General features: G+C 72.3%; 40 protein-coding genes. 39 read left to right on the top strand and 1 reads right to left on the bottom strand.

Going from position 1 to position 23,156, the window contains the following annotated elements; genetic code table 11:
* Positions 1–24 precede the first annotated feature (24 nt).
* The 18 genes from ACZ3J7_RS07635 to ACZ3J7_RS07720 all read left to right on the top strand — a co-directional run bounded on the left by ACZ3J7_RS07635 (position 25) and on the right by ACZ3J7_RS07720 (position 7,092).
* Positions 25–870 (top strand): hypothetical protein, encoded by an 846-nt coding sequence (locus ACZ3J7_RS07635; protein WP_465617847.1) that lies wholly within the window; start codon positions 25–27, stop codon positions 868–870.
* Between the two features lie 17 nt (positions 871–887).
* Positions 888–1,358, top strand: coding sequence for an HNH endonuclease (locus ACZ3J7_RS07640; protein ID WP_465617848.1), 471 nt, complete (start codon positions 888–890; stop codon positions 1,356–1,358).
* Complete coding sequence (locus tag ACZ3J7_RS07645) at positions 1,355–1,984, top strand: hypothetical protein (protein WP_465617849.1); 630 nt, start codon at positions 1,355–1,357, stop codon at positions 1,982–1,984. Before ACZ3J7_RS07640 ends, ACZ3J7_RS07645 begins: the two co-directional genes overlap by 4 nt.
* Positions 1,985–1,993: 9 nt before the next feature.
* Positions 1,994–2,260, top strand: coding sequence for a hypothetical protein (locus ACZ3J7_RS07650; RefSeq protein WP_465617850.1), 267 nt, complete (start codon positions 1,994–1,996; stop codon positions 2,258–2,260).
* A gap of 37 nt (positions 2,261–2,297) precedes the next feature.
* Complete coding sequence (locus ACZ3J7_RS07655; protein WP_465617852.1) at positions 2,298–2,651, top strand: hypothetical protein; 354 nt, start codon at positions 2,298–2,300, stop codon at positions 2,649–2,651.
* 3 nt (positions 2,652–2,654) lie between these two features.
* The gene (locus ACZ3J7_RS07660; protein ID WP_465617854.1) at positions 2,655–2,912 is read left to right on the top strand and encodes a hypothetical protein; all 258 of its coding nucleotides are present in this window, start codon (positions 2,655–2,657) and stop codon (positions 2,910–2,912) included.
* Complete coding sequence (locus ACZ3J7_RS07665) at positions 2,909–3,184, top strand: hypothetical protein (protein WP_465617856.1); 276 nt, start codon at positions 2,909–2,911, stop codon at positions 3,182–3,184. The genes ACZ3J7_RS07660 and ACZ3J7_RS07665 overlap by 4 nt, the downstream gene beginning before the upstream one ends.
* On the top strand, positions 3,181–3,633 hold the full coding sequence (locus ACZ3J7_RS07670) for a hypothetical protein (protein ID WP_465617858.1): 453 nt from the start codon (positions 3,181–3,183) through the stop codon (positions 3,631–3,633). Before ACZ3J7_RS07665 ends, ACZ3J7_RS07670 begins: the two co-directional genes overlap by 4 nt.
* 49 nt (positions 3,634–3,682) lie before the next feature.
* Entirely contained in the window at positions 3,683–4,069 is a 387-nt protein-coding gene (locus ACZ3J7_RS07675; protein ID WP_465617860.1) for a DUF6915 family protein, read from the top strand.
* Positions 4,066–4,575 carry a hypothetical protein gene (locus ACZ3J7_RS07680; protein WP_465617861.1) on the top strand — a complete coding sequence of 170 codons (510 nt, stop codon included), beginning with the start codon at positions 4,066–4,068 and terminating at the stop codon, positions 4,573–4,575. Before ACZ3J7_RS07675 ends, ACZ3J7_RS07680 begins: the two co-directional genes overlap by 4 nt.
* Positions 4,576–4,634: 59 nt before the next feature.
* A complete protein-coding gene (locus ACZ3J7_RS07685; protein WP_465617863.1) occupies positions 4,635–4,808 on the top strand; it encodes a hypothetical protein in 174 nt (57 codons plus the stop codon).
* Positions 4,805–4,963: a hypothetical protein gene (locus ACZ3J7_RS07690; RefSeq protein ID WP_465617865.1), complete on the top strand. Its 159-nt coding sequence runs from the start codon at positions 4,805–4,807 to the stop codon at positions 4,961–4,963. Before ACZ3J7_RS07685 ends, ACZ3J7_RS07690 begins: the two co-directional genes overlap by 4 nt.
* The gene (locus tag ACZ3J7_RS07695; RefSeq protein ID WP_465617867.1) at positions 4,960–5,133 is read left to right on the top strand and encodes a hypothetical protein; all 174 of its coding nucleotides are present in this window, start codon (positions 4,960–4,962) and stop codon (positions 5,131–5,133) included. Before ACZ3J7_RS07690 ends, ACZ3J7_RS07695 begins: the two co-directional genes overlap by 4 nt.
* A gap of 30 nt (positions 5,134–5,163) precedes the next feature.
* The gene (locus ACZ3J7_RS07700; RefSeq protein WP_465617868.1) at positions 5,164–5,757 is read left to right on the top strand and encodes a hypothetical protein; all 594 of its coding nucleotides are present in this window, start codon (positions 5,164–5,166) and stop codon (positions 5,755–5,757) included.
* 18 nt (positions 5,758–5,775) lie between these two features.
* Entirely contained in the window at positions 5,776–6,144 is a 369-nt protein-coding gene (locus ACZ3J7_RS07705; protein ID WP_465617870.1) for a helix-turn-helix domain-containing protein, read from the top strand.
* 4 nt (positions 6,145–6,148) lie between these two features.
* On the top strand, positions 6,149–6,439 hold the full coding sequence (locus tag ACZ3J7_RS07710) for a hypothetical protein (RefSeq protein ID WP_465617872.1): 291 nt from the start codon (positions 6,149–6,151) through the stop codon (positions 6,437–6,439).
* Between the two features lie 125 nt (positions 6,440–6,564).
* Positions 6,565–6,768: a MerR family transcriptional regulator gene (locus ACZ3J7_RS07715; RefSeq protein ID WP_465617874.1), complete on the top strand. Its 204-nt coding sequence runs from the start codon at positions 6,565–6,567 to the stop codon at positions 6,766–6,768.
* A 60-nt stretch (positions 6,769–6,828) separates the two neighbouring features.
* Positions 6,829–7,092, top strand: coding sequence for a hypothetical protein (locus ACZ3J7_RS07720; RefSeq protein ID WP_465617876.1), 264 nt, complete (start codon positions 6,829–6,831; stop codon positions 7,090–7,092).
* Positions 7,093–7,140: 48 nt separating this feature from the next.
* Here ACZ3J7_RS07720 and ACZ3J7_RS07725 read toward each other — a convergent pair whose 3' ends face one another.
* Positions 7,141–7,632, bottom strand: a complete 492-nt coding sequence (locus tag ACZ3J7_RS07725) for a hypothetical protein (protein WP_465617878.1) — start codon at positions 7,630–7,632, stop codon at positions 7,141–7,143.
* 43 nt (positions 7,633–7,675) lie between these two features.
* Here ACZ3J7_RS07725 and ACZ3J7_RS07730 point away from each other — a divergent pair, with 43 nt between their 5' ends.
* The 21 genes from ACZ3J7_RS07730 (at position 7,676) to ACZ3J7_RS07830 (ending at position 23,151) form a co-directional block, all read left to right on the top strand.
* Entirely contained in the window at positions 7,676–8,029 is a 354-nt protein-coding gene (locus tag ACZ3J7_RS07730) for a holin (protein ID WP_465617880.1), read from the top strand.
* Entirely contained in the window at positions 8,026–8,466 is a 441-nt protein-coding gene (locus ACZ3J7_RS07735) for a hypothetical protein (protein WP_465617882.1), read from the top strand. Before ACZ3J7_RS07730 ends, ACZ3J7_RS07735 begins: the two co-directional genes overlap by 4 nt.
* Entirely contained in the window at positions 8,463–8,678 is a 216-nt protein-coding gene (locus tag ACZ3J7_RS07740; protein WP_465617884.1) for a hypothetical protein, read from the top strand. The genes ACZ3J7_RS07735 and ACZ3J7_RS07740 overlap by 4 nt, the downstream gene beginning before the upstream one ends.
* A complete protein-coding gene (locus tag ACZ3J7_RS07745) occupies positions 8,675–9,052 on the top strand; it encodes a hypothetical protein (RefSeq protein WP_465617886.1) in 378 nt (125 codons plus the stop codon). Before ACZ3J7_RS07740 ends, ACZ3J7_RS07745 begins: the two co-directional genes overlap by 4 nt.
* A gap of 178 nt (positions 9,053–9,230) precedes the next feature.
* Positions 9,231–9,845 carry a hypothetical protein gene (locus tag ACZ3J7_RS07750; RefSeq protein ID WP_465617888.1) on the top strand — a complete coding sequence of 205 codons (615 nt, stop codon included), beginning with the start codon at positions 9,231–9,233 and terminating at the stop codon, positions 9,843–9,845.
* Positions 9,826–11,400: a hypothetical protein gene (locus ACZ3J7_RS07755; RefSeq protein WP_465617890.1), complete on the top strand. Its 1,575-nt coding sequence runs from the start codon at positions 9,826–9,828 to the stop codon at positions 11,398–11,400. Before ACZ3J7_RS07750 ends, ACZ3J7_RS07755 begins: the two co-directional genes overlap by 20 nt.
* Before the next feature lie 13 nt (positions 11,401–11,413).
* Entirely contained in the window at positions 11,414–12,871 is a 1,458-nt protein-coding gene (locus tag ACZ3J7_RS07760; RefSeq protein WP_465617892.1) for a phage portal protein, read from the top strand.
* Positions 12,861–13,880 (top strand): VG15 protein, encoded by a 1,020-nt coding sequence (locus ACZ3J7_RS07765; protein ID WP_465617894.1) that lies wholly within the window; start codon positions 12,861–12,863, stop codon positions 13,878–13,880. Before ACZ3J7_RS07760 ends, ACZ3J7_RS07765 begins: the two co-directional genes overlap by 11 nt.
* A gap of 46 nt (positions 13,881–13,926) precedes the next feature.
* Positions 13,927–14,664 carry a phage scaffolding protein gene (locus ACZ3J7_RS07770; RefSeq protein ID WP_465617896.1) on the top strand — a complete coding sequence of 246 codons (738 nt, stop codon included), beginning with the start codon at positions 13,927–13,929 and terminating at the stop codon, positions 14,662–14,664.
* A 19-nt stretch (positions 14,665–14,683) separates the two neighbouring features.
* Entirely contained in the window at positions 14,684–15,544 is an 861-nt protein-coding gene (locus tag ACZ3J7_RS07775) for a phage major capsid protein (RefSeq protein ID WP_465617898.1), read from the top strand.
* Between the two features lie 15 nt (positions 15,545–15,559).
* A complete protein-coding gene (locus ACZ3J7_RS07780; protein WP_465617900.1) occupies positions 15,560–15,925 on the top strand; it encodes a hypothetical protein in 366 nt (121 codons plus the stop codon).
* Positions 15,925–16,221 (top strand): hypothetical protein, encoded by a 297-nt coding sequence (locus ACZ3J7_RS07785; RefSeq protein ID WP_465617902.1) that lies wholly within the window; start codon positions 15,925–15,927, stop codon positions 16,219–16,221. Before ACZ3J7_RS07780 ends, ACZ3J7_RS07785 begins: the two co-directional genes overlap by 1 nt.
* 17 nt (positions 16,222–16,238) lie before the next feature.
* The gene (locus ACZ3J7_RS07790) at positions 16,239–16,799 is read left to right on the top strand and encodes a hypothetical protein (RefSeq protein WP_465617904.1); all 561 of its coding nucleotides are present in this window, start codon (positions 16,239–16,241) and stop codon (positions 16,797–16,799) included.
* Positions 16,799–17,197, top strand: coding sequence for a DUF6093 family protein (locus ACZ3J7_RS07795; RefSeq protein WP_465617906.1), 399 nt, complete (start codon positions 16,799–16,801; stop codon positions 17,195–17,197). Before ACZ3J7_RS07790 ends, ACZ3J7_RS07795 begins: the two co-directional genes overlap by 1 nt.
* On the top strand, positions 17,194–17,577 hold the full coding sequence (locus ACZ3J7_RS07800) for a hypothetical protein (RefSeq protein WP_465617908.1): 384 nt from the start codon (positions 17,194–17,196) through the stop codon (positions 17,575–17,577). Before ACZ3J7_RS07795 ends, ACZ3J7_RS07800 begins: the two co-directional genes overlap by 4 nt.
* Positions 17,574–17,990, top strand: a complete 417-nt coding sequence (locus ACZ3J7_RS07805; RefSeq protein ID WP_465617909.1) for a hypothetical protein — start codon at positions 17,574–17,576, stop codon at positions 17,988–17,990. Before ACZ3J7_RS07800 ends, ACZ3J7_RS07805 begins: the two co-directional genes overlap by 4 nt.
* A gap of 16 nt (positions 17,991–18,006) precedes the next feature.
* Entirely contained in the window at positions 18,007–18,336 is a 330-nt protein-coding gene (locus ACZ3J7_RS07810) for a hypothetical protein (protein ID WP_465617911.1), read from the top strand.
* 63 nt (positions 18,337–18,399) lie between these two features.
* Positions 18,400–18,888, top strand: coding sequence for a phage tail tube protein (locus ACZ3J7_RS07815; protein WP_465617913.1), 489 nt, complete (start codon positions 18,400–18,402; stop codon positions 18,886–18,888).
* Positions 18,888–19,436, top strand: a complete 549-nt coding sequence (locus ACZ3J7_RS07820) for a hypothetical protein (protein ID WP_465617915.1) — start codon at positions 18,888–18,890, stop codon at positions 19,434–19,436. Before ACZ3J7_RS07815 ends, ACZ3J7_RS07820 begins: the two co-directional genes overlap by 1 nt.
* Before the next feature lie 50 nt (positions 19,437–19,486).
* On the top strand, positions 19,487–19,765 hold the full coding sequence (locus ACZ3J7_RS07825; protein ID WP_465617917.1) for a hypothetical protein: 279 nt from the start codon (positions 19,487–19,489) through the stop codon (positions 19,763–19,765).
* A complete protein-coding gene (locus tag ACZ3J7_RS07830; protein ID WP_465617919.1) occupies positions 19,750–23,151 on the top strand; it encodes a phage tail tape measure protein in 3,402 nt (1,133 codons plus the stop codon). Before ACZ3J7_RS07825 ends, ACZ3J7_RS07830 begins: the two co-directional genes overlap by 16 nt.
* Positions 23,152–23,156 lie beyond the last annotated feature (5 nt).

The raw sequence follows: 23,156 nt of genomic DNA on the forward strand, positions 1-23,156 counted from the left end.
GCACCGCCCCTTGGAGTACCCCCCGTGGCATCTGACCGACCCGCCGTGCAGTCCGTACGGAACGCGTGGATCAACGCGCTCCGCAACGAGACCCTGCGCATCGGCACGCCGGAGATGGCCAGGGTGGCGCACGTCGGACACATGATCGCGACCTACGCAGACGCGGACGGAAGCAACGCGTTCCCGGGCCAGGAGACCCTGGCCACCCTCGTCGGCGGTACGGATGAGGCCGTGGCCCGCGCGGTGAAGGTCCTGATCGCGGTCGGCGTCCTGGCCAAGCGGCGCCGGCCGAACGCCACCGCGATGTACCAGCTGCTGATGCCAACCGGGCAGAAGCTCGACTGGGCCAAGCACATGCCCCTGTACACCGAGACCCGGCAGAAACGGGCCCGAGCACGGCAGAAAGCGGCAGCCGCCGAAGCCCTGGAACCCGTCGCAGGACGGGTTCCGGAACCCGTCCCAGGCGGGAGTCCGGAACCCGTCCCAGGACTGGAATCCGGAACCCGTCCCAGGACGGCATCCGAAGGTTCGGAACCCGTCCTAGGACGCCCCCGGAACCCGTCGCAGGACGGGTTCCGGAACCCGTCCCAGGCGGGGGGTACCAGTACACCTACCTCCGGTAGGGACCCAGAACCTCACCACACCCTTCCGGACCTCCCACCTCAGCCACAGGTCCGCGCGGGCGCGCGAGGCGAAAACGATCATTTCCCCACCCCGGCCCCGCACCCCGAACGCGCCATCACCTGCCAGGTCGAGGGCTGCCGAGGAACCGCCGGGCTGCCCTGCACCGGCACCGGACGCACCCCCCGCATCAAGGAGACGTCCCACCCCTGGCGCATCGAGGCCTACGCCCAACACACCGCCGCCTGACCTCCGACGGGAGCACCATGACCACCACCCTCACCGCCAGCGCCGGCGACGGCACCACCGTCACCGTGCTCGTCGACCAGGCCGACGCCGTCCGCCTCGCCGGCCGCCGCATCTCCCTCGGATCCCACGGCTACGCCCAGATCCGCGACGGCGGCGTCCGTACCCTCCTGCACCGCTGGGTCATGGGCATCCCGGCCGGCGACCGGACGGACACCCTCGTCGACCACATCAACCGGAACCGGCTCGACTGCCGCCGCGCGAACCTGCGGCTGGCCACCCCGACCCAGAACAACCTCAACCGGGCCTTGGCGCCCCGTGACCTCCCCCGCGGCGTCTCCCGCCGCAACAAGCGGTACACCGCCAAGATCAAGCGCGGTCGAATCAGCCAGCACCTGGGCACCTTCGACACCCCCGAGGCAGCGGCCGCCGCCTACCAGGCCGCCCAAGAGCTCGCCGACCCCGCCGAGTGGTGCCAGCCCGCCGCATGACGATCGCCGCCCTCCGCGCGCTGATCGACGCCGAGATGCCCGACGTCATCCGCCCGCCCGCCCCCCGCATCCGACCCCGCACCCCCAAGGAGGCCCAGCCCGTGAACGCCGAAGCCGCCGTCGCCGTCTCGATGTACACGGACGGCGAGCCCATCGCCACCATCACCTCGGCCACCGGCCTCACCCAGGACGAGATCGGCGCCGCCGTTACCGCGGCCGGCGCCGCCAAGCAGTTCGTCGCCGACCGGGGCCCATCGTCGACCGGTCCGGCCCAGGAGCTCATCTCCTGGGGCATGCAGCACTCCTCCGCCAGGTTGCAGCGCCTGGCCGATCAGGCCCGTACCGCGCTCGCCGACCTCCAGCAGGCCCGACGGCGCGAGGTCGTGGTGACGGCGGCCGAGGAGCAGGTCCACCGCGCGAAGCAGGCCCTGGCCGACGCCGAGGCGACCCTGCGCAAGGCGCGCGGCACCACTCCGGCCCAGGGCGGCCGCCCGGACCGCACGGAAGCCGCGCTGATCCGGGCCTGGGCCGCCGAGACCGGCCGCGTAGTCGCCCCGGTCGGCCTCGTGCCGCGCGCCATCGTCAACGCCTACCGCGCGGCCCACGCGGCCCACGCGGCCGCCTGACAGCCCGCCATGGACCCGATCATCGCCCACTGGGACCGCACCGAGATCCCGCCCGCCACCGCCACCGACGACACCATCCTGTGCTGCCTCGCCGAAGACGGCACCCCGGTCGCGCTGCTCCTCAGCCCCGAGGAGCGCCGGCGCCTCGGCCGAGAGCTCCTCGCCCCCGCGCCCGGCGTGCCCCGCCCGCTGCCCGGCGGCCGCCGCGTCGTCCACCGCAGCCGCGTCGTCCACCGCAGCCGCTCGACCACCAACCGCCGTCCGTCCGCCGCCTGACGGCCCGCCACCGCCCACACCACACCGGAGACCACCCATGACCACCGAGCCCGAGCCCATCACCAACCAGGAGATCCCCGTCATCGCGGACCGCGTCGCCCGCGGCCTGGTCACCTACCTTCTCACCGAGGGCCGCGACTTCCTCGGTGAAGCCATCGACGAGGCGATCGGCGACGACCAGGATGCCGACCGCTTCGACCCGTACATCCGCGGCAAGGTCTACAGCTCGGTGTGGGACCAGCTTGGCCGGGCCGCCGCCGAGTACCAGCCCCGCGACCAGGTGCTCGTCGAGGCCGCAGACCTCGCCCTCGCCACCCCGTCCGGCCACACCCTCTGCCACAAGGATGCGGCAGTGCACATCCTCGCGGCCCGCGCCGGCCAGGAGGACTGACCGATGGCCGCCACCGCACACGTCGTCTACGCGTTCAGCCGCCGCGAGGGCGCCCGGTCGAACGGCGGCTACCACCTGCGGCTCGACGAAGCGCTGCACGCCGGACGGATCAGCCGGTCCGCGGGCGACGCTCTGTGCGAACCCCGTCGCGACTGGTGGGGCCTGGAACCGCGCCCTGCGGCGGACGCTACCTGCCCGCGCTGCCTCGACCTCGCTTCCCGGTACGGGGTCACCGTCGACACCCCGGCGGCCGCCCGGTGAGCGCGCCCGAGCAGCAGGCCGACAGCGGCGTCCGCGGCACCATCCGCCTCGCCATGATCCGCAACGGCCAGTGCGCACCCGACGCGGCCACCAACCTGCTCGACATCTACCGCGACGAGACCCGCCGCGCGGCCGCCGCCGAGCAACGCGCCACCCTGCTCGCCGAGGGCTACGACCTGTCGTGCCGGTGCGACAGCTGCACGGCCTGCCTCGTCCGATACGCGATCTCCGCGATCGACCCGGGTACCGACTACTACGAGGACACCGAATGACCACGCCCGTGCAGCCCCCGGCCGGCCTCTCCGACGCCGCGCTGACCGTCGCCCTCGCCCCGCTCGCCTCCGTCATCGACCAGACCCTGCGCACCACCCCGGTCCGGCTCGGCGACACCACCGACCTGACCGCCGCGCTCACCGTCGCCGTGGCCGCGTACATCGGGCCGCTCGTCGGCAACGTGCCCGAGGAACTGGCCGCCCTCCGCCAGCAGCCCGCGCCGCTACCCGCCGACCTCGCCACCCTGACCACCTGGGACGGCGCCGACAACGACGACGCCCTCACCCGATGGCGCCGCACCTGGACCACCTACCGCCGCGACGCCAGGTGCTCCTGCACGGACCCCGACGGCACGACGTGCGGATGCGCAAAGGGCCGATCCCCCGCGTGGCAATGCCCCTGCCACACCGTCAACGGCCCCCGACCCGTTACCGCGCCGTCCGCCTGACCACCCGCCGGCCGCCCCACCCCGGGGCGGCCCCGCCCGAAGGGCCAGCGTGAACAGCTACCGGCACGCCCAGTCCGCCGCCCGCAAGTGGGGCGGCGCCCCCGAGCTCTACCTCCCCATCCACGAGTTCATCGACAGCAGCAAGCGGATCATCGGCGACGTCCGGCACCGCTCCCTCTACCACCACACCGAGGGCGTCTGGCTCTGCCAGCGGATCTTCGGCGTCACCCTCGACATCCCCCGCCAGCACGGCACCGTCCAGATCCCCGTCCGCGAGATCGCCGAACGCCACATCCTCGAAGACCTCGGCTGGCTCCCCTCCCCGGCGGACTACATCGATGGCATGCCCATCAAGACCTGGATGTCCGGCGCCCAGCGCAAGACCGTCCCCCTCTCCCACCTTCTCCTCAACCAGCCCACCGGAGGCACCAAATGACCACGACCCGCACCTTCCTCGGCATCGCCGTCCAGGGCGACATCACCCAGGGCTCCACCCGCGTCGACCAGCGCCCCGCCGAAGACCTCCAGCCGATCCTCCAGGCCATCCTCGACGACCCGACCATCGTCGAATTCGGCTGGACCCAGTACACCCCGTACTTCAACGACGGCGAGCCCTGCGAGTTCAGCGTCCACACCCCGTGGGTGCGCACCGACCAGGACGAGGACACCGACGAGTACGAGCTGAGCCTGGACAGCTCCCACCCCAGCCTCGGCGAGGAGCCGTACGTCAAGGTCGATGCGCCCGGGACTGCCAGGGGCTGGGACTGGGAGCAGGGCCCGTACCAGGGCCCGGACGAGGCCCGCTACCGCCGCTGCCGCGCGCTGCAGCACGCGCTCGAAGGCGGCGAGTTCGAGCACGTCCTCCTCGACGCCTTCGGCGACCACGCCGGCATCACCGTCCGCCGCGACGGCATCCAGGTCGAGTTCTACGAGCACGACTGACCGACCATCCGCCGGCCGCCCCACCTCGGGGCGGCCCCAGCCACCGGAGCAACGGCTCCATGATCGACGTCCTCCTCGGCATGCTCGCCCTGGCCGCCACCGGCGGATCCATCTGGCTCCTCTCCTGGGCCGACGAGCGCATCCACCAGTGGAAGATCCACCGCGCGACCATCCGCGCCATCGCCGAAGCCGAACAGATCACCCGCACCGCCGCGAACGGAGACCGGCCATGAACCTCGACGCCCCCGACGACCTCGGCATCATCAACGCCTCCGCCGGGATCCCGCTGCTGTGGGAGCGCCACGGATCGACCCTCATCTACACCACTGCCCCACCGCCGCCCGGACCTCCGGCGTGGTTCCCCACCCTGCCGAGCCAGGAGCAGTGACCACCCCGGCACCCGCCAGCCACGCCACCGAGCAGGCCCGCGCGGAAGCCGAACTCGTCGGCGACGACTGGCCCGACGGCGACACCCGCCGCTACGCGCTCCGCCACGGACGGTGGAAGCCCATCGAGGACCTGGCCGACATCGACACCTACCAGCCCGCCAACACCTGACAGCCCAGTGCCACCGAGGAGACCACCGCCGTGCTCACCGCCGCCCGCACCGCCCGCCTCCGCCAGCAGCTCAACGAGATGCCCGAACTCCTCACCCACACCTACCTCACCCTGCTCCCCGGCAGCGGCACCCGCGACGGCCGCGTCTCCGGCGCCACCCGCACCCCGCCCCTGCCCTGCCGCCTCGACACCCTCGACGCCCTCACCGACCCCACCGAGCCCAACATCGACATCCTCGAGTCCTGGGCCTGCACCGTCCTCGACGACCGCGCCCGTGCCAACGACTGGACCGCCTGGACGCGGATGCCGGCCATCCGCGGCGAGATGGCGGCCAGCACCAGCATCAAGATCCTCACCTTCCACCTGCCGTTCGCCGCCCAACGCGACTACGCCGACGACCTCGCCACTGAGATCGACACCCTCCACCGCCACCTCAACCACCTCGCCCGCCACCCCATCCGATCCACCCGCCCCGTCCGCACCCCCTGCCCCGCCTGCCAGCTCCTCGCCCTCTGCGAGCGCACCGACGGCTGGCGCGAATGCCTCGGCTGCCGAACCACATTCAGCCCCGCCGACTACACCGACCGCGTCCACCAGGTGCTCGCCGAACTCCACGCCGCCTGACTCACCCAGGACCACACCATGACCACCCTGACTCGCACCTGGCTCGCCGCCGCCCTCGCCGGCCGAGCCACCCCGGCGCCCACCACCCCGCTCGACCCCGACGCCATCCGCGCCGCCGTCGCCCGCGGCCTCGCCAGCCCCTTCGTCTGGCGCGGCCCGCTACCCCCGCAGGGCGGCCCCGAACTCGCCGACTCAGCCCCGGCGAGTCAAGTGATTCAGCCCGCCCGAACAGCGCTTTCTGACGACAAGGTGGTTGCGCTCCACCGCTGCTGGCGCCAGGGTGATTCAACCCGCACCGCAGCCACCGAGTGCGGGGTGAGTCAACCGACCGCCTACCGGTACTTCAGGCGATTCAAGGCCGCCGAGCAGGCGAGCGCGAAAGGATGACCGCATGAGCCAGCGAGTCTTCACCGGAACCGCCACCCTCACCACCGACGACGACACCCTCCACCTCGTCGATGTCGTCCTGCTCGTCCACCACCACGACTTGGGCCTGAAGTCCTGGGACGGCACCGCCGTCATCGCACCGGGCCAGCCCGACCTGAGCGGCCTCTTCGCCGAGCCGCACGCCGAAATCACCCTCGACACCGGGGCGGCTGGGACAGTCATCGTCCATGCTCTGGAGACCGTCGACGCCGTACAGCGCATCGAGCTCCAGGGAGTTGGGCCCGCCCCCGCGTAGCCGCTTGCGCAAGATCGGCACGATGTGTCAGGCTGGCGACAGCACCACACGTGTGCCCAAGACACCAGAAGCCCCCGCAGCCGAGCAGTAGCTGCGGGGGCTTCGTCGTACCCGGGAGGCGTGGCGTGGAAGAGCTTCTGACCCCCGCTCAGGCCGCCAACCTGTGCGGCGTGACTCCCGATGCAATCTGGCAGTGGAAGCGCCGTGGCCTCATCACCCCTGACGGCCTAGACGAGCGCGGCCGACCGCTGTACAGCCAGCTCACCATCGCCCGCGCCGAGGCCCGCACCCGGCAGCGCGCAGGCCGCCAACTCTCTACCGCTGCGTGACCGATCACGATCTCGCCACAACCGCTCCGCGCACCCTGGCGGCCTGCCACGGTGCACCGCATGGGATTCATCAACAACGTCAAGGGCGGCATGGCCGCCGACAAGGCCCGAGAGGCTTACGCCAAGGGCGACTCGGTCTTCGTCTTCAAGGCAATCGAGGCGAACTCGAAGAGCACCACCACCGGCCCAATGCCGGGCATGGCCGAGCAGATCCAGGCGATCGAGGCAGAGGGCTGGCGCCTGGACCAGTTCACCGCTGCCGAGGGCAAGACTGCGCTCAGCGGCGAGCGCATCGCCCTGGTGCTGCTGTTCCGCCGACACTGACGCAACGCAGGTCGCGGCCCGCCGGCATCCCCCCCGGCGGGCCGCATCTCACGCCTGACAGGTCACGATCGCATAGCCGCCACTGCTCGTGTTCGTCGCCACCGTCCGGCCGTTCACCTGGATCTCGCACGTCAGCGTCCCAGTGCGGCCCGTGTTCTGGGCCGAGAAGTACAGGAACGTCGACAGGCCCGCATCGAAGATGATCCCGTCCGCTCCCGTCGTTGCCGAGTGCAGCGGCACCTTCTTCCCCATCGCCTGAGCCGTCTGCCCCCGCTCGTCGGTGAACGTCAGGTCGGCGCCCTCCGCCGTGCCAGTCAGCTTGTACTTCACGTGCCGAACCGGCGGCGTGTACGGCACCGCCGACGACGAGCCCACCGACGGCTCCGGGTCGTCGTCGATGCTCGCCAGCCCGATCACCAGCAGCGCCAGCGCAGCAGCTACCGCCGCCACCGCAGTGACCCCGCCCCGATTCCAGTCCCGCTGCGGACCGACAGTCGGAGCCGTTGTCGGCTTCGGTGGGATGTCCTGAACTTCCATCATGCCCCCTCGAGTTGGGCGCCAGCGTAGGGCGGAGGCGAGCATCATGGCCAGACGCCGAGCACTCACCGTCTGCTCCGTCCCCGGCTGCCCGGAGTACACCCCGGGTGGCCGCTGCGAGAGCTGTCGGCGCGAAGCGGACCAACGGCGTGGCGGAGCCCGGCAGCGTGGCTACGGCCGCGGGCACGAACGCTTCCGCGCCGCCGTCCTCGCCCGCGACCCGCAGTGCGTGCTCTGCGACGCCGCCCCCTCGGTGCACGCCGACCATCACCCGCTCAGCAGGCGCGAGCTGGTCGACGCCGGCCTCGACCCCGATGACCCGAAGCGCGGCCGCGGCCTGTGCACCAGCTGCCACAGCCGCGAGACCGCAGCCCACCAACCCGGAGGGTGGCACGCATGAGCACCTACCTCGACCAGGTCGTCCACCAGCGCGACGAAGCCCAGCGGCAGCTCCGCGCCGCCGAGAGCACCCGGGACGGCGCCTACCGCGAGCGCGCCCACCTCGTCGCCTGGCTCGCCGCCCTCTACCCGTCCGTCCTCGTCCCCGCCCCGGACGTTGACGAGGACGGCTGGTGCATCGTCTACCTCACCGTCGGCGACCACCAGCTCTCCTGGCACATCGCCCCCACCGACACCGGCCTCTTCGGACACGTCGAACGGGTCGACCCCGCCGACCCGCGCGCCCAGTGGGACGGCCACACCACCGAGCAGAAGTACGAGACGATCCGCGCCCTGCCTCCCGCGATCAGCGCCGCCATCGAACTCGAACAGCAGATCCGGGCCGGGATGGCCAACATCACCGCCGAGGCCCACATGATCGCAGGCAGGCCCTGGTGACGCAGGGCCTCGACCGCGGCTGGTGGGTCGAGTACGAGGCAGACCCCGAGATCAACCCCTTCGCCCCCGAAGCCCCGTGGTGCGCCATCCTGCAGCTCGACAGCGGCTGCTTCACCCTCAGCGGCGTCGCGTTCTTCACCGAGGCCGACTGCCTGACCTTCATCCGCACCGAGATCATCGGGCGCGGGCAGATCGGAGAGGAGCGCACGTGACCGTCCTCAGGCTCCTGCTCCGCGAAGAGCTGGAGACCAACCGCGAAGCCATCATCAAGTGGCTGAAGGCCAACCACATCGACCCGAGCACCGTCTCCCCAGCCTGGATCTCCATCGAGGTGTACGCCGGGCAGACGCTCATCCGCTGGGACCACATCAAGCGGACCCCCGACGGCCGGGCCCTGGTCGACCCGCGCGACCCCACCAGAGCCTGGACCGTCGAGCTGAGCAACCGGCTCCTGGTCGAGCTCGACCTCCCACTCACCGCCCCGCCCAGGCCCGCCGCCGAGCCGCTCGGCGACCGGCCCGCCGCCGACCAGGGCCAAGCAGCCAAGGTGCCCGGACTGGGCCTGCTCAGTCGCTACCGAGGGTGACCAGACCCCTGGGGGGTGACCCCCTACGGCCTGCCCTGGCGGACCGCCGGGGAGGCAGCTCGCTGTGTGTACGGGTCTGGGAGTCCCCGGACCGAGCGTCAAGTGACGCTGTGTGACCCAGCCTGGCCGCACCGGCCGGGCCCCGACGCGCCGCAACGGCGCCCCTGGAGGCGATCACATGGCAGGGATGGGCCCGGCTCCGAAGCCGGCCGACCAGCGGCGGCGGCGCAATGCCACGCACGCGACGACCAAGCTGCCCGCGGCCGGCCGGACCGGCGAGCCGCCGCGCTGGCCCCTGCTCGACGACATCACGACCATGGAGCGCCGGGATGCTGCTCGCCGCCTGGCGGACGAGCTGGAGATGCAGCTCCTCGAACCGGAGCTGACCGGCCGGGCCCGCTCGTCCACGCAGAAGAAGTACGACGCGGCGCTGAGCGCGGCCAACATCCTGACCGCCCAGCTCGAGGCCGCCCGGGCGGTGGAGGCCGAGCTGTGGGCCGAGCTGTGGGCGACTCCCCAGGCCGCCGCCTGGGAACGCCTGGGCTGGACCCGCGAGGTCGCCCAGTACGTCCGCTGGAAGGCCAAGGCCGAGCAGGGCGACCTCGACGCGGCGAAGGAGTCCCGCCAGCTGGCGGATCGTCTCGGGCTGAACCCGCTGGCGATGCTGCGGCTGCGCTGGGAGGTGGCTGTCGACGAGGTGTCCGAGCAGCGGCAGGAGCGCACGGCCCGGCCGCCGGTAGGCGCGCGGAGGCGGCTGAAGGTGGTCGACCCCGGTGCCGTGGCGGGGGGCTGAGTACCCGGGCGAGTTCCCCACGCTGGGTTGGACGGTCGGTGAGTGGATCGAGGAGCACTGCGTCATCCCGGACGGCGACCGGGCGGGCGAGTCCTACCGGCTCACGGACGAGATGTGGACGTTCCTCGCCCACCACTACCGGCTCCGGCCCGGCGCCCAGCCCGGGCAGCGGGCACCCGCCTTCGCCTACCGCCGCTCGCAGCTGGTGCGGCCGCAGAAGTGGGGCAAGGGCCCGTTCTCCGCAGCGCTGATCTGCGCCGAGGCCGTCGGCCCAGTGCTGTTCGACGGCTGGGACGCGGACGGCGACCCGGTCGGTCGGGAGTGGCCGACCCCGCTGATCCAGATCGCAGCGAACTCCGAGGACCAGACGGCCAACGTCTACGCTGCGCTGCAGCCGATGATTGAGCTCGGCCCGCTGGCCGACCTGGTCCCGGACACCGGCGACACCCGGATCAACCTGCCAGGCGGCGGCCGGATCGACCCGGTCACCTCCCGGGCCCGGACCCGGCTCGGGCAGCGCGTCACCTTCGTGGTGCAGGACGAGACCGGCCTGTGGACAGTGGCGTCCGGCATGGTGCAGGTCGCCGAGACCCAGCGTCGCGGTCTGGCCGGCATGGGCGGGCGCTCGATCGAGACGACCAACGCGTGGGACCCCAGCGAGGACTCGGTGGCCCAACGGACGGCCGAGTCGCGGGTGCGGGACATCTACCGGGACCACCGGCTGGCCGACCCGCGGTTGAAGTACAAGTTGAAGGCGGACCGGCGGAAGATCCACCAGGTCGTCTACGGCGACTCTGCGAAGCCCCGCACCGGCTGGGTCGACCTCGACGCCATCGAGGCCGAGGCCGCCGAGCTGGTCGAGAAGGACCTCGCCCAGGCGGAGCGGTTCTTCGGCAACAGGGTCACCGCGGGCACGGGCACGTGGATCGAGCGGGCCGTGTGGGACACCCTCGCGCAGCCTCGCACCGTGCTGCCGCGGACCCGGATCGTCCTCGGCTTCGACGGCTCGGACCTGGACGACTGGACCGGCCTCCGGGCGGAGACCTTGGACGGCTACCAGTTCACCCCGGTGTACGGGCCGGACCGGCGGCCGACGATCTGGAACCCGGCCGACTGGGGCGGCCAGGCTCCCCGCCTCGAGGTCGCCGCGGCGCTCGACGAGGTGATGACCACCTACGACGTCGTCCGCGGCTACTTCGACCCGCCGTACTGGGAGACCGAGGTCGACGCCTGGTCGGAACAGTACGGGGAGACCCGGGTGATCCGCTGGTACACCAACCGGATCACGCAGATGCACGCCGCGGCCGAACGCCTGGTGACCGACGTAACGAAGGCCGGCACCACCTTCCGGCACGACGGCTGCGAGATCACGTCCTCGCACGTCGGCAACGCCCGCAAGGCCGCCCGACCCGGCGGGAAGTACGTGCTCCGCAAGGCCTCCGTCACCCAGAAGATCGACGTCGCCGTGTGCTCCGCCCTTGCCCGCGAGGCCGCGGGCGACGCCATCAAGGCCGGCCTGGCCCGGCAGACCGAGTCGTGGGTGTGGACCGCGTGAGAGGAGGTGCCCGGTGACGCTGACCCTGGAACAGGCCGGCGCCCTGGCGGACACGCTGATGTCCGAGCTGCAGTCTCGCGCGGGCGAGGTGCGGACCGCCACGAACTACTTCAAGGGCCGGGTACCGCTGCGCTTCGCCTCCGACCAGTACCGGCAGTACTTCGAGAAGCAGTACAAGGGCTTCTCGGACAACTGGGTGGCGCCGGTAGCGGAATCGCCGGTCGAGCGCCTGACGGTCACCGGGGTGAAGGCCGCCGGCGAGCTCAAGGCCGACCGGGAGCTGTGGGGCGTCTGGCAGCGCAACGGCCTGGACGCCGACAGCCAGCTCGGCTTCCTCGGCGCGGGCCTCGGCGCGCGGGCGTTCTGCCTCGTCTGGGGTGACCCGAGCGACCCCGAGACGCCCTCGGTAACGTTCGAGGACGCCCGACAGGCCATCGTCCAGTACGAGCCCGGCAGCCGGCGCAAGCGGCGCGCGGCGCTGAAAACCTGGCAGGACGGCAACTGCGAGTACGTCACCCTGTACCTGGCGGACCAGGTGTGGAAGCTGGAGCGCCCCCACGGCGCCGAGCCCCGCAAGTCCGCGATGCTCGCCCAGGCCGAGGAGATGGAGCGGGCCTGGAAGGCACGCGACACCGGCACCGAGCCGAACCCGCAACCGAACCCGATGGGCCGGGTGCCGATGGTCGAGCTGCCGAACCGGCCGCTGCTGGCCGACGACCCGCTGTCGGACGTCTCCGGGGTCATCTCCATGCAGGACGCGGTGAACCTGCTGTGGTCCCAGCTGTTCACCGCGTCCGACTTCGCGAGCTTCCCGCAGCGCGTGGTGCTCGGCGCGGAACCGCCGAAGACGCCGATCCTGGATAGCAACGGCCAGGTCATCGGCTCCAAGCCGGTACCGCTGGAGAAGTTCGCCGTCGACCGCGTCCTGTGGCTGTCCAGCTCGGAGGCGTCCATCGGGTCGTGGCCGGCCGCGAACCTGGCCGCGTACACCGAGGTGATCGAGGTCGCCGTCGGGCACATCGCAGCCCAGACCCGCACCCCGCAGCACTACCTCATCGGCAAGATGGCGAACCTGTCCGGCGACGCGCTGATCGCCGCCGAGACCGGCCAGGTCAAGAAGTGCGAGCAGAAGCAGCTCTGGTTCGGCCAGGCCCTGCGCGAGATCTTCCAGCTCATCGCCCTGGCGCTCGGCGACCCGGCGAAGGCGAAAGCCCTCGCCGGCGGCACGGTGCTGTGGAAGGACGCCGAGTCCAGGAACATGGCCCAGCTGGTCGACGCGCTGCTGAAGCTGAAGCAGATCGGTTTCCCCTTCGAGTACCTGGCGCTGCGCTACGGCCTGACGCCCACCGAGGTCGCCGACCTGCTGAGGATGCGCGAGCAGGAGGCCGCAACCGACCCGGTGTCAGCGCTGCTGAACGGCAAGCCCGGCCTCGCCGACCCGGTGCCCGTCGGGGCGGACAGTGGACAGTGAGGAGCTGGCCGGCGCCTACTACCAGCGGCAGGCCCGCATCGCGCTGGCCGCCCAGCGCGCCGCCGCCCGCGAGTGGAAGACCCTGGCGCCCGGCGCGCTGACCGATAGCTGGCTCGATGGCGCCGGACAGCGCCTGTTCGCCATCGTCTCGTCGGCCCAGTTGTCGGCCGCGACCGGCAGCACCGCGTACGTCTCCGCCGCGATGACGGCCCAGGACGCTGCGGGGCCACCGCCCGAGCTCACCGTGGACGCGACCGCGTTCGCGGGCATCGCCGCCGACGGACGCCCGCTGGGCACCCTGCTCTACCAGCCGGTGACCACCACCAAGGAGGCCATCGGCGCCGGGATCCCTCTGCCCGACGCCCTCGACAGGGGCCTGGCGGACCTGCTGCGGATCGTCGGCACGGAAGTGCCGGACGCCGGGCGGGCCGCGACCGGCGCCGGGATCGCTGCGGACAGGCGCTGCCGCGGCTACGTGCGAGTGCTCTCCCCGCCGTCCTGCGCGCGCTGCGTGCTGCTGGCCGGCAAAGAGTACGGCTGGAATGCCGGGTTCCAGCGCCACCCGCGGTGCGACTGCGTGCACCTGCCGATGTCCAGCTACCGCCGCGGGGCCCCGGCGATGGACCCCGAGCACTACTTCCGGAGCCTGTCCCGAGCCGACCAGGACAAGGTGTTCACCGTCGCGGGCGCGCGGGCGATCCGCGACGGCGCAGACATCTGGCAGGTCGTCAACGCCCGCCGCGGCATCTCGACCATCGGGTCGTGGGTGCGCGACGACGTCACCCACCGCGGCCGCATCGCCGAGACGTCCCGGGTCGGCCCGCGCCGCCTGACGACGACCACCGAGGGCTTGACCAAGCGGGGCCTGGCCGCCAAGCGCCTGAAGGAGCTTGTGGCGGCCGGCCGGGCCCCGGCCCGCGCCCGCCTGACCACCGAGGCGATCTACCAGCTCGCGTCCGACCGGGACGAGGCGATCCGCCTGCTGTACCGGTACGGCTACCTCTACTGATCGGCCGCCGCAACGGCGGCCCCAACTCCTGCAACAGGAGCATCAGATGCACGACACCACCCTGCCCCGTCACGCCTTCACGGGCCTGACCGCCCTCGGCTGGCGCAAGGCCCGCCCCGGCGAGACGGACCCGCAGCCGATCTGGCCGATCCTCGGCGCCGCCCCCGACGGTGAGGACGACCAGGACGACGAAGACCAGGACAACGACGGTGAGCCGGACGACGACCAGGAGCCGGACGACGAGCCCCTCGGCGACGCCGGCACGAAGGCCCTGGCCGCCGAGAAGGAGCGCCGGAAGGCCGAAGCCGACCGTCGCCGGAAGGCCGAAGCCGACCTGGCCGAGCTGCGCAAGCAGATGGAGGCCAGCAAGCAGGGCGACAGCGGACCGACCGCAGAGCAGATCCGCCAGGAGGCCACCACCGCGGCGACCGCCCGGGCCAACGAGCGGATCGTCCGGTCCGAGGTCCGCGCCGCTGCGGCGGGCAAGCTCGCCGACCCCAAGGACGCCCTCCGCTTCGTCGACCTCACCCGATTCGAGGTCGACGAGGACGGCCAGGTCGACGAGGACGAGATCGCCGACGCGATCGACGACCTCCTGAAGTCCAAGCCCTACCTGGCCGCAACGGCCAGGCAGCCCCGCTTCGAGGGCACCGGCGACGGCGGCGCGCGCAAGGCGCCCACCGGCCCCCGGCAGCTCACCGAGGCCGACGTCAAGAAGTTGACGCCCGAGCAGATCGACGAGGCTCACCGCAAGGGTCAGCTGCGCGACTACATGGGCTCCTAACCGAGAGGACCCACCCCCAGTGGCCATCACCCGATTCAAGCCGGAGATCTGGAGCGCCAAGCTCCTCGTCGCCTCCCGCAAGGCCCTCGTCTACGGCGGCCCCCAGGTCATCAACCACGACTACGAGGGCGACATCTCCGAGGCCGGCGACACCGTCAACATCACCTCGATCTCCGACCCGACCATCGGCACCTACGTGCCGAACTCGACGACCATCACCCCCGAGGAACTGACCGACGCCCAGCGCAAGCTGGTGGTCGACCAGCAGAAGTACTTCGCGTTCAAGGTCGACGACGTCGACAAGCGCCAGGCCAAGGGCGACGTCATGACCGAGGCCATGTCCCGGGCGGCGTACAAGATGGCCGACATCCAGGACCAGTACATCGCCAGCTTCTACACCGGCATCCAGGCCACCAACGTCCTGGGCTCCACCGGCGCCCCGATCAACACCTTCACCACACCGACCGACGCCTACGACAAGGTCCTCGTCCCGCTGCGGACCAAGCTCGCCAAGGCCAACGTCCCCACCCAGGGCCGCTACCTGATCGCCTCCCCGGAGCTGATGGCGTCCCTGCTCCTGGACTCCCGGTTCATCAAGGCCAACGAGTCCGGCACCCCGGACGCCCTGCGCAACGGCCTCGTCGGCCGCGCCGCCGGCTTCACCATCTACGAGTCCAACAACGTCCCGGTGCCCTCCGGCGACACCCAGGTCATCCAGGCTGGCGTCAACGCGGCGATCACCTTCGCCGACCAGATCGTCAAGACCGAGGCCTACCGCCCCGAGTCCAGCTTCTCGGACGCGATCAAGGGCCTGAGCGTCTACGGCGCCAAGCTCATCCGGCCCGACATGCTCGCCTGCGCCTACATCGACCCGGCCTGATCGGAGACCTGACCCATGGCACGCACCCCCCTCCCCTACAGCGCCCTCGTCCCGAACAGCAACCTCGCGGACCCGGCCGGCACCGCCCTCACCTCCGGCGCCGGCAACGGCGGCCAGATCAGCGCCGCCCGGCCGGAGCTGACGATCCTGCGCCTGTCGAACGCCTCCGGTGGATCCGGCACCGCCACCCTCAAGGCCGGCACCTACCCGCCCGCACTGGCCGCTGGACTCGGTGACCTGAGCGTCACCGTCGCCAACGCGGCCACCCAGTGGATCGGCCCGGTCGAGTCCGGCCGCTTCCTGCAGTCCGACGGCTCCCTGGTCATCGAGACGTCCGTCGCGATGACCGCCACCGCCTTCCGCGTCCCGAGGAACACCTGATGACCGACACCATCCACGTCCGCGGCGAGGGCGGCACGATCATCGAGATGGACCTGCCGCTGCACGAGACGATCGCCCAGCGCCTCGCCACCGGCCAGCTCCGACGCGTCACCGCCGACGGCGAGCCCTGGACCGAGCCAGACCCCGACGTGCCCGGCCTCCCCGACAAGGCGCCCGCCCAGGCCGCGCCGAAGGCCGAGTGGGTCGGCTGGGCGGTCGCCCAGGGCGCCGAGGCGGACGAGGCCGAGGCGATGACCAAGGCCGACCTGATCGAGGCCTACGGCCCGTCCAAGTAGCGAAGGGAGGAGCGGCCGTGAGCCTTCCCCCTCTCGCCACCCAGGCCGACGCCGTCGGCTACGGCTACACGCTGCCCCCGGCCACGGCTGACGGCCTGCTGGCCCGCGCCTCGGCTCGGATCCGGCGCGCCGCCGGGCAGCCGATCACCAGCACCACCAGCACGGTGCGGCTCACGGCGACCGACGGCACCATCACGCTGCCGGGCCCACCGATCACCGCGGTGACCTCGGTATTCGGCGTCGCCTGCGACGGCAGCACCGTACCGCTCGACTGGTGGTGCTGGGACGGCGAGACCGTGACGGTGCCCTGCGGCACCGGCCCGGTCGAGGTCGTCTTCACCCGCGGCTACGCGGTGGTGCCGGACGGCATCGTCGAACTCACCTGCGCGGTCGCATCGCGCTTCGCCGCGACACCGGCCTCCGCCGAGGGACTGCTGCGGTCCCGTCAGATCGACGATTACAGCGAGACCTACACCACCGAGGCGATCGGGGCGGCCGGCGACCTACTGCCGGGCGAGCGCGACGCCCTCGAGGACGCCCTCGGCGCTCCCGAGGCCTGGATGACAGGAAGCCGCTGATGGACCTCGCCAGCCTGCTCGCCTCGGGCCGGACCGCCCACGAAGAGCTCATGCTCGACACCGTCCGCCTGCTGCTGCCCGGCCAGCCGGTCTACGACCCGGCGACCGGGCAGACCTCGCACCCGCTCACCGAGCTGTACTCCGGCCCGGCCCGGGTGAAGCCGTCCCAGTCGGTGTCCGAGGATGCGGCCTCGGGCCAGCGCCTGGTGGTGCAGCGCCGCTACGAGGTCGCGCTGCCCTGGTCGGCCACCTCTGCGGCCCGGGTGGTGCCGGGCGTGCAGGTCGAGGTCGTCACAGCGCAGGACGCCCGGCTGGCGGGCCGGACCCTGTGGGTCACCTCCGAGGCGGATTCCTCCACCGCGACGGCGTGGCGGATCGCGGCGGAGGACCGGTCGTGAGCGCGGACGTCTCCGGGCTGCGCGCGCTGGCGCAGGCCCTCGGCCGGGCCGGGGCGGAGGCCGACCGGCGGGCCGAGCAGATCGTCGCCCGGGGCGCGATGAACATCAAGCGGGACTGGCGGGCCACCGCGGCGGCGACGGCCGGCGCGCACGGCCGCCTCTACCCGCTGTCGATCAGCTACGACGTCACCGTCCGGCCGGGCCACGGCGCCAGCGCGGTGATCGGCCCCGACAAGGCCGGCCCGCAGGGCGCGTTGGGCAACCTGCTGGAGTTCGGCAGCGCGACATCAGCGCCGCACAACGACGGCGGCCGCGCCCTGGCCGCCGAGGCCCCCCGCTTCGCGGCCGCGATCGAGGCGCTCGGGGAGGAGCTGCTGTGACGGCCCCTCAGCTCCTTCCGCACGTCCAGGCGCTGGCCGCCGCGATCACCGCGCTGCCCGGCGTGCCGCTCGCGGTGTACGTCGGCGGCGCCCCGGCCGGGCCGACACCGCTGCCGGACACCTACGTCGTGCTCTACCCCGACCCCGGCGTCGTCTCGGCCGCCTCGCTCGCGGACGACCGCACCGAGCTGGCGGCCATGGTGCAGGCCACGTGCGTCGGCTCGACCCCCGAGGGCGCGGTCGGCACCGCGGACCGGGTCGCGCAGGCCTGGGACGGCGCCCTGCTGGTGGCCAGCCGGTCCTGCTGGCGCCCGCAGCGCCTGGGCGGGCCGCCGCTCGCGCGCGACGACGACCTCGTCCCGGCGGTCTGGTACCTCGCCGTGCAGTACGCCATCCACTCCATCCCCGCCTGACCCGAAGGAGGGCCTGATGGCCACTCTCACCCCCGCCGCGATCACCGCTGGCGGCACCCTCGAATCCCCCGTCGCGGCGTCCGCTGGCGGCGACAAGGTCGCCCCGATCGGCGACCGCGTCTGGGTGGAGGTGACCAACGGCGGTGGCAGCAGCATCACCGTCACCATCCCCTCCTACGCCGCCGTCCGCAGCCAGGCCGCCGCCGACCGCACCATCACCATCGCGGCCTCCGCGACCAAGAAGATCCCGATCCTGGCGGAGTTGAACACCAACCCGAGCGACGGCCTGGCCAGCATCACCTACTCCGGTGTCGCCACGGTCACCGTCGCCGCCTACCGCAGCTGACCCCACCCGCCCCCGAACGCCCCGAACGCCGGGGCGTTTCGCATGTCCGCTCGAGGAGAGCCGATGTCCGACACGATCGCCGATGGCCAGACGCGGGTCTCTTGGGTCCCGACCATCGCCATCATCACCGCCCCGACCTACCCTGAGCTGACCGGCACCGGATCCATGGACCTCACCCCGCGCGCGACCGCCGACGGGCTCAACCTGGAGGCCAAGACCGCCTCCGTCGACACGTCCAGTCTGGCGTCCACGTTCGACACCCAGGAGGCCGGCCGGGTCGGCTACGACAGCCCGACTCTGACTCTCAAGCGCGGCACGACCCCGCTCGAGGACAAGCCGTACAGCGTCATGGTCCGCGGCGTGCACGGCTACATCGTGATCCGCCGCAACGTCGCCTACACCACCGACTGGGCCAGCGGCCAGCAGGTCGAGGTGTACCCGGTGGTGTGCGGCGAGCGGATCAACCTCAAGCCCGCGGCCAACGAGGTGCTGAAGTACACCGTGCCGATCATGGTCACCACCGAGCCCGCGCCGAACGCAGTGGTCGCCTGATGGCCGGCCAGAAGACCCCCGCGCACAAGACCTCGGCGCTGGACGCCGAGGCCGTCATCGCCCTCGCCACGCTGCGCGAGAGCAGCGTGGCGCTGTGCCTGGCCGGGCACCTGCAGGGCGAGTACGAGGACCTTGAGCGGCAGCTGGCCGACGCGGCCGCCACTGTCGGGCAGTCCCTGGCCGGTGGCGACCGCGTGGGCATCGCTCAGCGGATGGAGGCTCTGCGCGAGGAGATGGCTCAGCACCTGGTCGTCTTCCGTCTCCGGGCGCTTACCCCGACGGCCTGGTCAGATCTGATGGCTCAGCACCCGGGGCGCGGCGATCAGCTGTTCCACGCGCCCACGTTCGGCCCGGCCGCGGTCGCCGCATGCCTGGTCGACCCGGCGATGACCGTCGAACAGTACGGACGCCTGGCTGAGCGGATGACCGCCGGACAGCAGGACGCTCTGCTGGAGGCCGTCTGGCAGCTCAACGCGGTGGCGGCCCAGCGCCTCCCTTTCTCGTTGCTCGCCTCCGCGACCGCCGGCTCCCTCACCGGCGAGAAGTAGAGGCGGCGCGGGCCTGGGGTGTCCCCCGCGGCGTCTTCCTCGGCCGACCGATGCCCGGCCCCGGCGAGCCCCTGTGGACGGACGACGACCGAGCCTGGGCCCTCGCCCTGCTCACCGTCGAGGACGAGACGTGCAAGGGCTGCGGACAGATGCTCGTCGACTCCACCGACCAGGGCCTCGAAGAGATGTGGCGGGCCGAGGTCATCAAGTGCCACGCCTGCGCCGCCGCAGGCCGGGAAATGACCGACTTCCAGCAGGGTAACCCCGACCACCACGGCGCCTACGCGCACGTCACCAGACGGGAGGCCCTGCCTTGGTCCGCACCGTAGACGTTCGCCTCGACCTCAACACCACCGGCTTCCGCGCGGGGGCGTTCCAGGCCGAGCAGGCCACCGACCGGGTCGCGGCATCGGCGCTGGAGGCCGCGGCCCAGAGCCAGGGCGCCTTCGGCCGGGCGGCTGCCGGCATCCAGTCGAGCATGGGCCAGGCCGGCCGGGCCCTCAACACGTTCGGGAATCTGGCGACGGAGTCGACCGCGCAGGCGACCGCGGGCATGGGGCGGATGGAGGCGGCGGCGCGGGAGATGCCGGCGGTGCTGACCGGCGCCGCGCAGGTCGGGAGCCGGGCCTTCGGGGAGATCTCGCTGTCGGCCACCGCGGCCGCGAACTCGGTCGTGGCGGCGGACACCCGGATGACGGCGGCGTCCGCGGCCTCCGCGCAAGGCATTCAGGTGTCGCTGGCGACCCGGCTCGCGCTGGGTGAGGCCGTGATGGCGCAGGAAGCCGCCCGGGCGGCGGCTGCCGAGCGGGCTGCGGCTGCCGAAGCCGCCGCTGCGGCTGAGGCGGCTGCGGCTGCCGAGGCTGCTGCGGCGGCGACGGTGGGCGCCTACGGGCGGATGACGGCGGCGGTGCGGTCGTGGGCGACCGCGACCCGGGCTTCGGCGGTGGCCGGGTTCGGCTCGATGGCGACGGGCGCCGAGCAGGGTGAGAAGGCGTTCGGGGCCGTCCGGACGACCGGGTTGCTGATGATCGGCACCCTCGTCGCCGCGACGTACACCGCCGCCAAGTTCGAGAAGAGCATGAGCGGCGTCTACGCGGTCGCCGACGCGACCGCCGAGCAGATGCGGGAGCTGCGGCAGGCCGCGCTGGAGGCCGGCCGCGACACCTCTTTCTCGGCGTCGCAGGCCGCCGACGCGGAGGCCGAGCTGGCGCGGGCGGGTGTGTCGGTGGCGGACATCACCGGCGGCGCGCTGCGCGGCTCGCTCGGCCTGGCTGCGGCCGGCCAGCTCAGCCTCTCCGAGAGCGCGACCATCAGCGCCCAGAGCATGAACACGTTCGGACTGCGCGGCCGGGATGTCACCCACATCGCCGACGTCCTCGCCGCAGCGGCCAACAAAAGTGCCGCTGACGTGCACGGATTGGGCGAGTCCATGCGGATGGGCGGCCTGCTGGCGCACCAGACCGGCCTGACGCTGGAGGACACCGCCGGCGTGCTGGCGATGTTCAGCGACCACGCGCTGATCGGCTCGGACGCCGGCACCAGCCTCAAGGTCATGCTCCAGCGCCTGGTCCCGCAGTCCGGGGAGTCGGCCGAGGCGATGGCGCAGATCGGCTTCTCGGCCTACGACGCGACCGGCCGCTTCGTCGGTCTGTCCGAGCTGGCCCAGCGCATGTCGGAGTCCTTCGGGCAGCTCACCCCGGAGGCCCGCAACGCCGCGATGGGCGTGATCTTCGGCAGCGACGCGGTGCGCGCCGCGACGATCCTCTACGAGCAGGGCGCCTCCGGCGTGGACCGCTACCGGTCCGCGGTCGACGACCAGGGCGCGGCCGCCCGGATGGCCAGCATCCAGATGGACAACCTCGCCGGCGACCTGGAGCAGCTGAAGGGCTCGCTGGAGGTGGCGCTGATCCAGGGCGGCACCGAGGCCACGGCGGTGCTGCGCGACGTGGTGCAGTGGATCACCTCGCTGGTCAACGCCTTCTCAGCGCTGCCGAGTTGGGCGCAGACGACGGCGGTCGCCGTGCTGGCGTTGGGCGGTGCGGTGGCGCTGCTGGCTGGCGGCCTGATGCTGGCCCTGCCCAGGGTGGCGGCGTTCCGGACCAGCTTGACGGAGCTGGCGACGACGATGCCCCGGGTGGCGTCCGCCATGTCGATGACGATGAAGGCGGCTGGCGTGCTCGGCGTCGTCCTGGCGGTCGCCGGGGCGGCCCTGACGCTCTTCGGGTCCAAGTCGGCTGAGGCGAAGGAGAAGCAGGAGTCGCTGACGGAGGCCGTGCGCGCCGATGGTGCGGCGGTCGGGCAGGCCACCCGGGCGTGGGTGGCGCACGAGCTGGAGCAGCGCGGGGTCCTGCGGGCGGCGGAACAGCTCAAGATCAACACGAAGGACGTGACGGACGCGATCCTCGGCAGCGGCGAGGCGGCGGACCGGGTCCGGGCGCAGATCGCGGGCCTGTCGGAGGCCGACAAGGCGCGGGTCACGGAGCTGGGGACCGTGACGAAGGCGCTGGACGAGATGAGTTCGGCCACCGAGGGCGCCCTGGCGTCCGCCAAGCGCGAGGCGATCGCGGTGGACGCGGCCAAGAACGGCGCCCAGGGCCTCGGTTCGGCGTACGAGAAGACGGCGCAGGAGATGCAGGACACCCGCACCGAGGCCGACCGGCTCAAGGACAGCCTCGACCAGCTCAACGGGGCGAACATCTCCGTGGCGTCGTCGGCGATCCGCTACCAGCAGTCGCTGCAGGAGCTGCGGGACGCGGTGAAGGACAACGGCGCGACCCTCGACATCACCACCGAGAAGGGCCGCGCGGTGAAGGGCGCGTTCCTGGACGCGGCCGGTGCGGCGATGGCGCACGCCGAGGCGGTCGTGAAGTCCACGGGCTCCTCCGAGCAGGCGCAGATCGTGCTGGAGCAGGACATCGCCGCCCTCAAGGCGACGATGAAGGCCGCCGGGATGACGGCCGATCAGATCACCGCGTTGACGGCCGCGTACGCGCGGGTGCCGGAGACCGTATCCACGGCGGTGCTGTCGCCGTCCGCGCAGCAGACGGTGCGGGAGCTGGAGGCGGTGCAGCAGGCGGTGGAGGACGTGCCGCCCGGCAAGACCATCAAGATCGCGGCGCCCGGGTCAGCCGCGATCCAGGACCTGGAGGCCGTCGGCTACAGGGTGGAGAGGCTGCCCGACGGCAAGCAGGTCAAGGTGACCGTTCCGCTGAACGACGCGTTCGACGGGACGGTCCGCATCCAGCAGATGATCAACTCGATCACCGGCCGGCAGGTCCGGGTGACGGTCTTCCAGGACTACATGGTGACCGGGTCCGGGAAGGCGCTGCCGATCCAGCAGGCCTGGGGCGGCATCACCGGCATGGCGTACGGCGGGGTGACCGCGGCGGCGTCCGGGCTGACCGGCCGGGAGGCCGGGTTCTCCTCCCGCCCGATCCTGTGGGCGGAGGCCGGCCGGGAAGCGTACATCCCGATGGACCCGCGCAAGCGCGGCCGGGCCGAGCAGATCCTCGGCCAGGTCGCGTCCGAGTTCGGGATGCGGCTGCTGCCGGTCGCCCGGGACCTCATCCCGGCCCGGCAGTTCGCCGGCCCCGCCCCGGGTACGTCGGCCAGCTACGACCACTCCCGCTCCACCACCGTGCACCTGCACGGCGCCCAGCAGTCCTCGCAGGAGCAAGTCGCGGACCTGGTCCGCCACTTGGAGTTCATCGGCTGAGAGGA

Source organism: Kitasatospora sp. NPDC015121 (assembly GCF_055562955.1).

What these genes read in the sequence shown, in the direction of transcription:
- ACZ3J7_RS07720 (WP_465617876.1), top strand. Translation starts at nt 6,829, where the DNA reads ATGGGATTCATCAACAACGTCAAGGGCGGCATGGCCGCCGACAAGGCC.
- ACZ3J7_RS07750 (WP_465617888.1), top strand. Translation starts at nt 9,231, where the DNA reads ATGGCAGGGATGGGCCCGGCTCCGAAGCCGGCCGACCAGCGGCGGCGG.
- ACZ3J7_RS07680 (WP_465617861.1), top strand. Translation starts at nt 4,066, where the DNA reads ATGACCACGACCCGCACCTTCCTCGGCATCGCCGTCCAGGGCGACATC.
- ACZ3J7_RS07785 (WP_465617902.1), top strand. Translation starts at nt 15,925, where the DNA reads ATGACCGACACCATCCACGTCCGCGGCGAGGGCGGCACGATCATCGAG.
- ACZ3J7_RS07705 (WP_465617870.1), top strand. Translation starts at nt 5,776, where the DNA reads ATGACCACCCTGACTCGCACCTGGCTCGCCGCCGCCCTCGCCGGCCGA.
- ACZ3J7_RS07815 (WP_465617913.1), top strand. Translation starts at nt 18,400, where the DNA reads ATGTCCGACACGATCGCCGATGGCCAGACGCGGGTCTCTTGGGTCCCG.
- ACZ3J7_RS07660 (WP_465617854.1), top strand. Translation starts at nt 2,655, where the DNA reads ATGGCCGCCACCGCACACGTCGTCTACGCGTTCAGCCGCCGCGAGGGC.
- ACZ3J7_RS07820 (WP_465617915.1), top strand. Translation starts at nt 18,888, where the DNA reads ATGGCCGGCCAGAAGACCCCCGCGCACAAGACCTCGGCGCTGGACGCC.
- ACZ3J7_RS07735 (WP_465617882.1), top strand. Translation starts at nt 8,026, where the DNA reads ATGAGCACCTACCTCGACCAGGTCGTCCACCAGCGCGACGAAGCCCAG.
- ACZ3J7_RS07655 (WP_465617852.1), top strand. Translation starts at nt 2,298, where the DNA reads ATGACCACCGAGCCCGAGCCCATCACCAACCAGGAGATCCCCGTCATC.
- ACZ3J7_RS07780 (WP_465617900.1), top strand. Translation starts at nt 15,560, where the DNA reads ATGGCACGCACCCCCCTCCCCTACAGCGCCCTCGTCCCGAACAGCAAC.
- ACZ3J7_RS07640 (WP_465617848.1), top strand. Translation starts at nt 888, where the DNA reads ATGACCACCACCCTCACCGCCAGCGCCGGCGACGGCACCACCGTCACC.
- ACZ3J7_RS07690 (WP_465617865.1), top strand. Translation starts at nt 4,805, where the DNA reads ATGAACCTCGACGCCCCCGACGACCTCGGCATCATCAACGCCTCCGCC.
- ACZ3J7_RS07725 (WP_465617878.1), bottom strand. Translation starts at nt 7,632, where the DNA reads ATGATGGAAGTTCAGGACATCCCACCGAAGCCGACAACGGCTCCGACT.
- ACZ3J7_RS07810 (WP_465617911.1), top strand. Translation starts at nt 18,007, where the DNA reads ATGGCCACTCTCACCCCCGCCGCGATCACCGCTGGCGGCACCCTCGAA.
- ACZ3J7_RS07670 (WP_465617858.1), top strand. Translation starts at nt 3,181, where the DNA reads ATGACCACGCCCGTGCAGCCCCCGGCCGGCCTCTCCGACGCCGCGCTG.
- ACZ3J7_RS07795 (WP_465617906.1), top strand. Translation starts at nt 16,799, where the DNA reads ATGGACCTCGCCAGCCTGCTCGCCTCGGGCCGGACCGCCCACGAAGAG.
- ACZ3J7_RS07645 (WP_465617849.1), top strand. Translation starts at nt 1,355, where the DNA reads ATGACGATCGCCGCCCTCCGCGCGCTGATCGACGCCGAGATGCCCGAC.
- ACZ3J7_RS07650 (WP_465617850.1), top strand. Translation starts at nt 1,994, where the DNA reads ATGGACCCGATCATCGCCCACTGGGACCGCACCGAGATCCCGCCCGCC.
- ACZ3J7_RS07825 (WP_465617917.1), top strand. Translation starts at nt 19,487, where the DNA reads ATGCCCGGCCCCGGCGAGCCCCTGTGGACGGACGACGACCGAGCCTGG.
- ACZ3J7_RS07730 (WP_465617880.1), top strand. Translation starts at nt 7,676, where the DNA reads ATGGCCAGACGCCGAGCACTCACCGTCTGCTCCGTCCCCGGCTGCCCG.
- ACZ3J7_RS07685 (WP_465617863.1), top strand. Translation starts at nt 4,635, where the DNA reads ATGATCGACGTCCTCCTCGGCATGCTCGCCCTGGCCGCCACCGGCGGA.
- ACZ3J7_RS07770 (WP_465617896.1), top strand. Translation starts at nt 13,927, where the DNA reads ATGCACGACACCACCCTGCCCCGTCACGCCTTCACGGGCCTGACCGCC.
- ACZ3J7_RS07710 (WP_465617872.1), top strand. Translation starts at nt 6,149, where the DNA reads ATGAGCCAGCGAGTCTTCACCGGAACCGCCACCCTCACCACCGACGAC.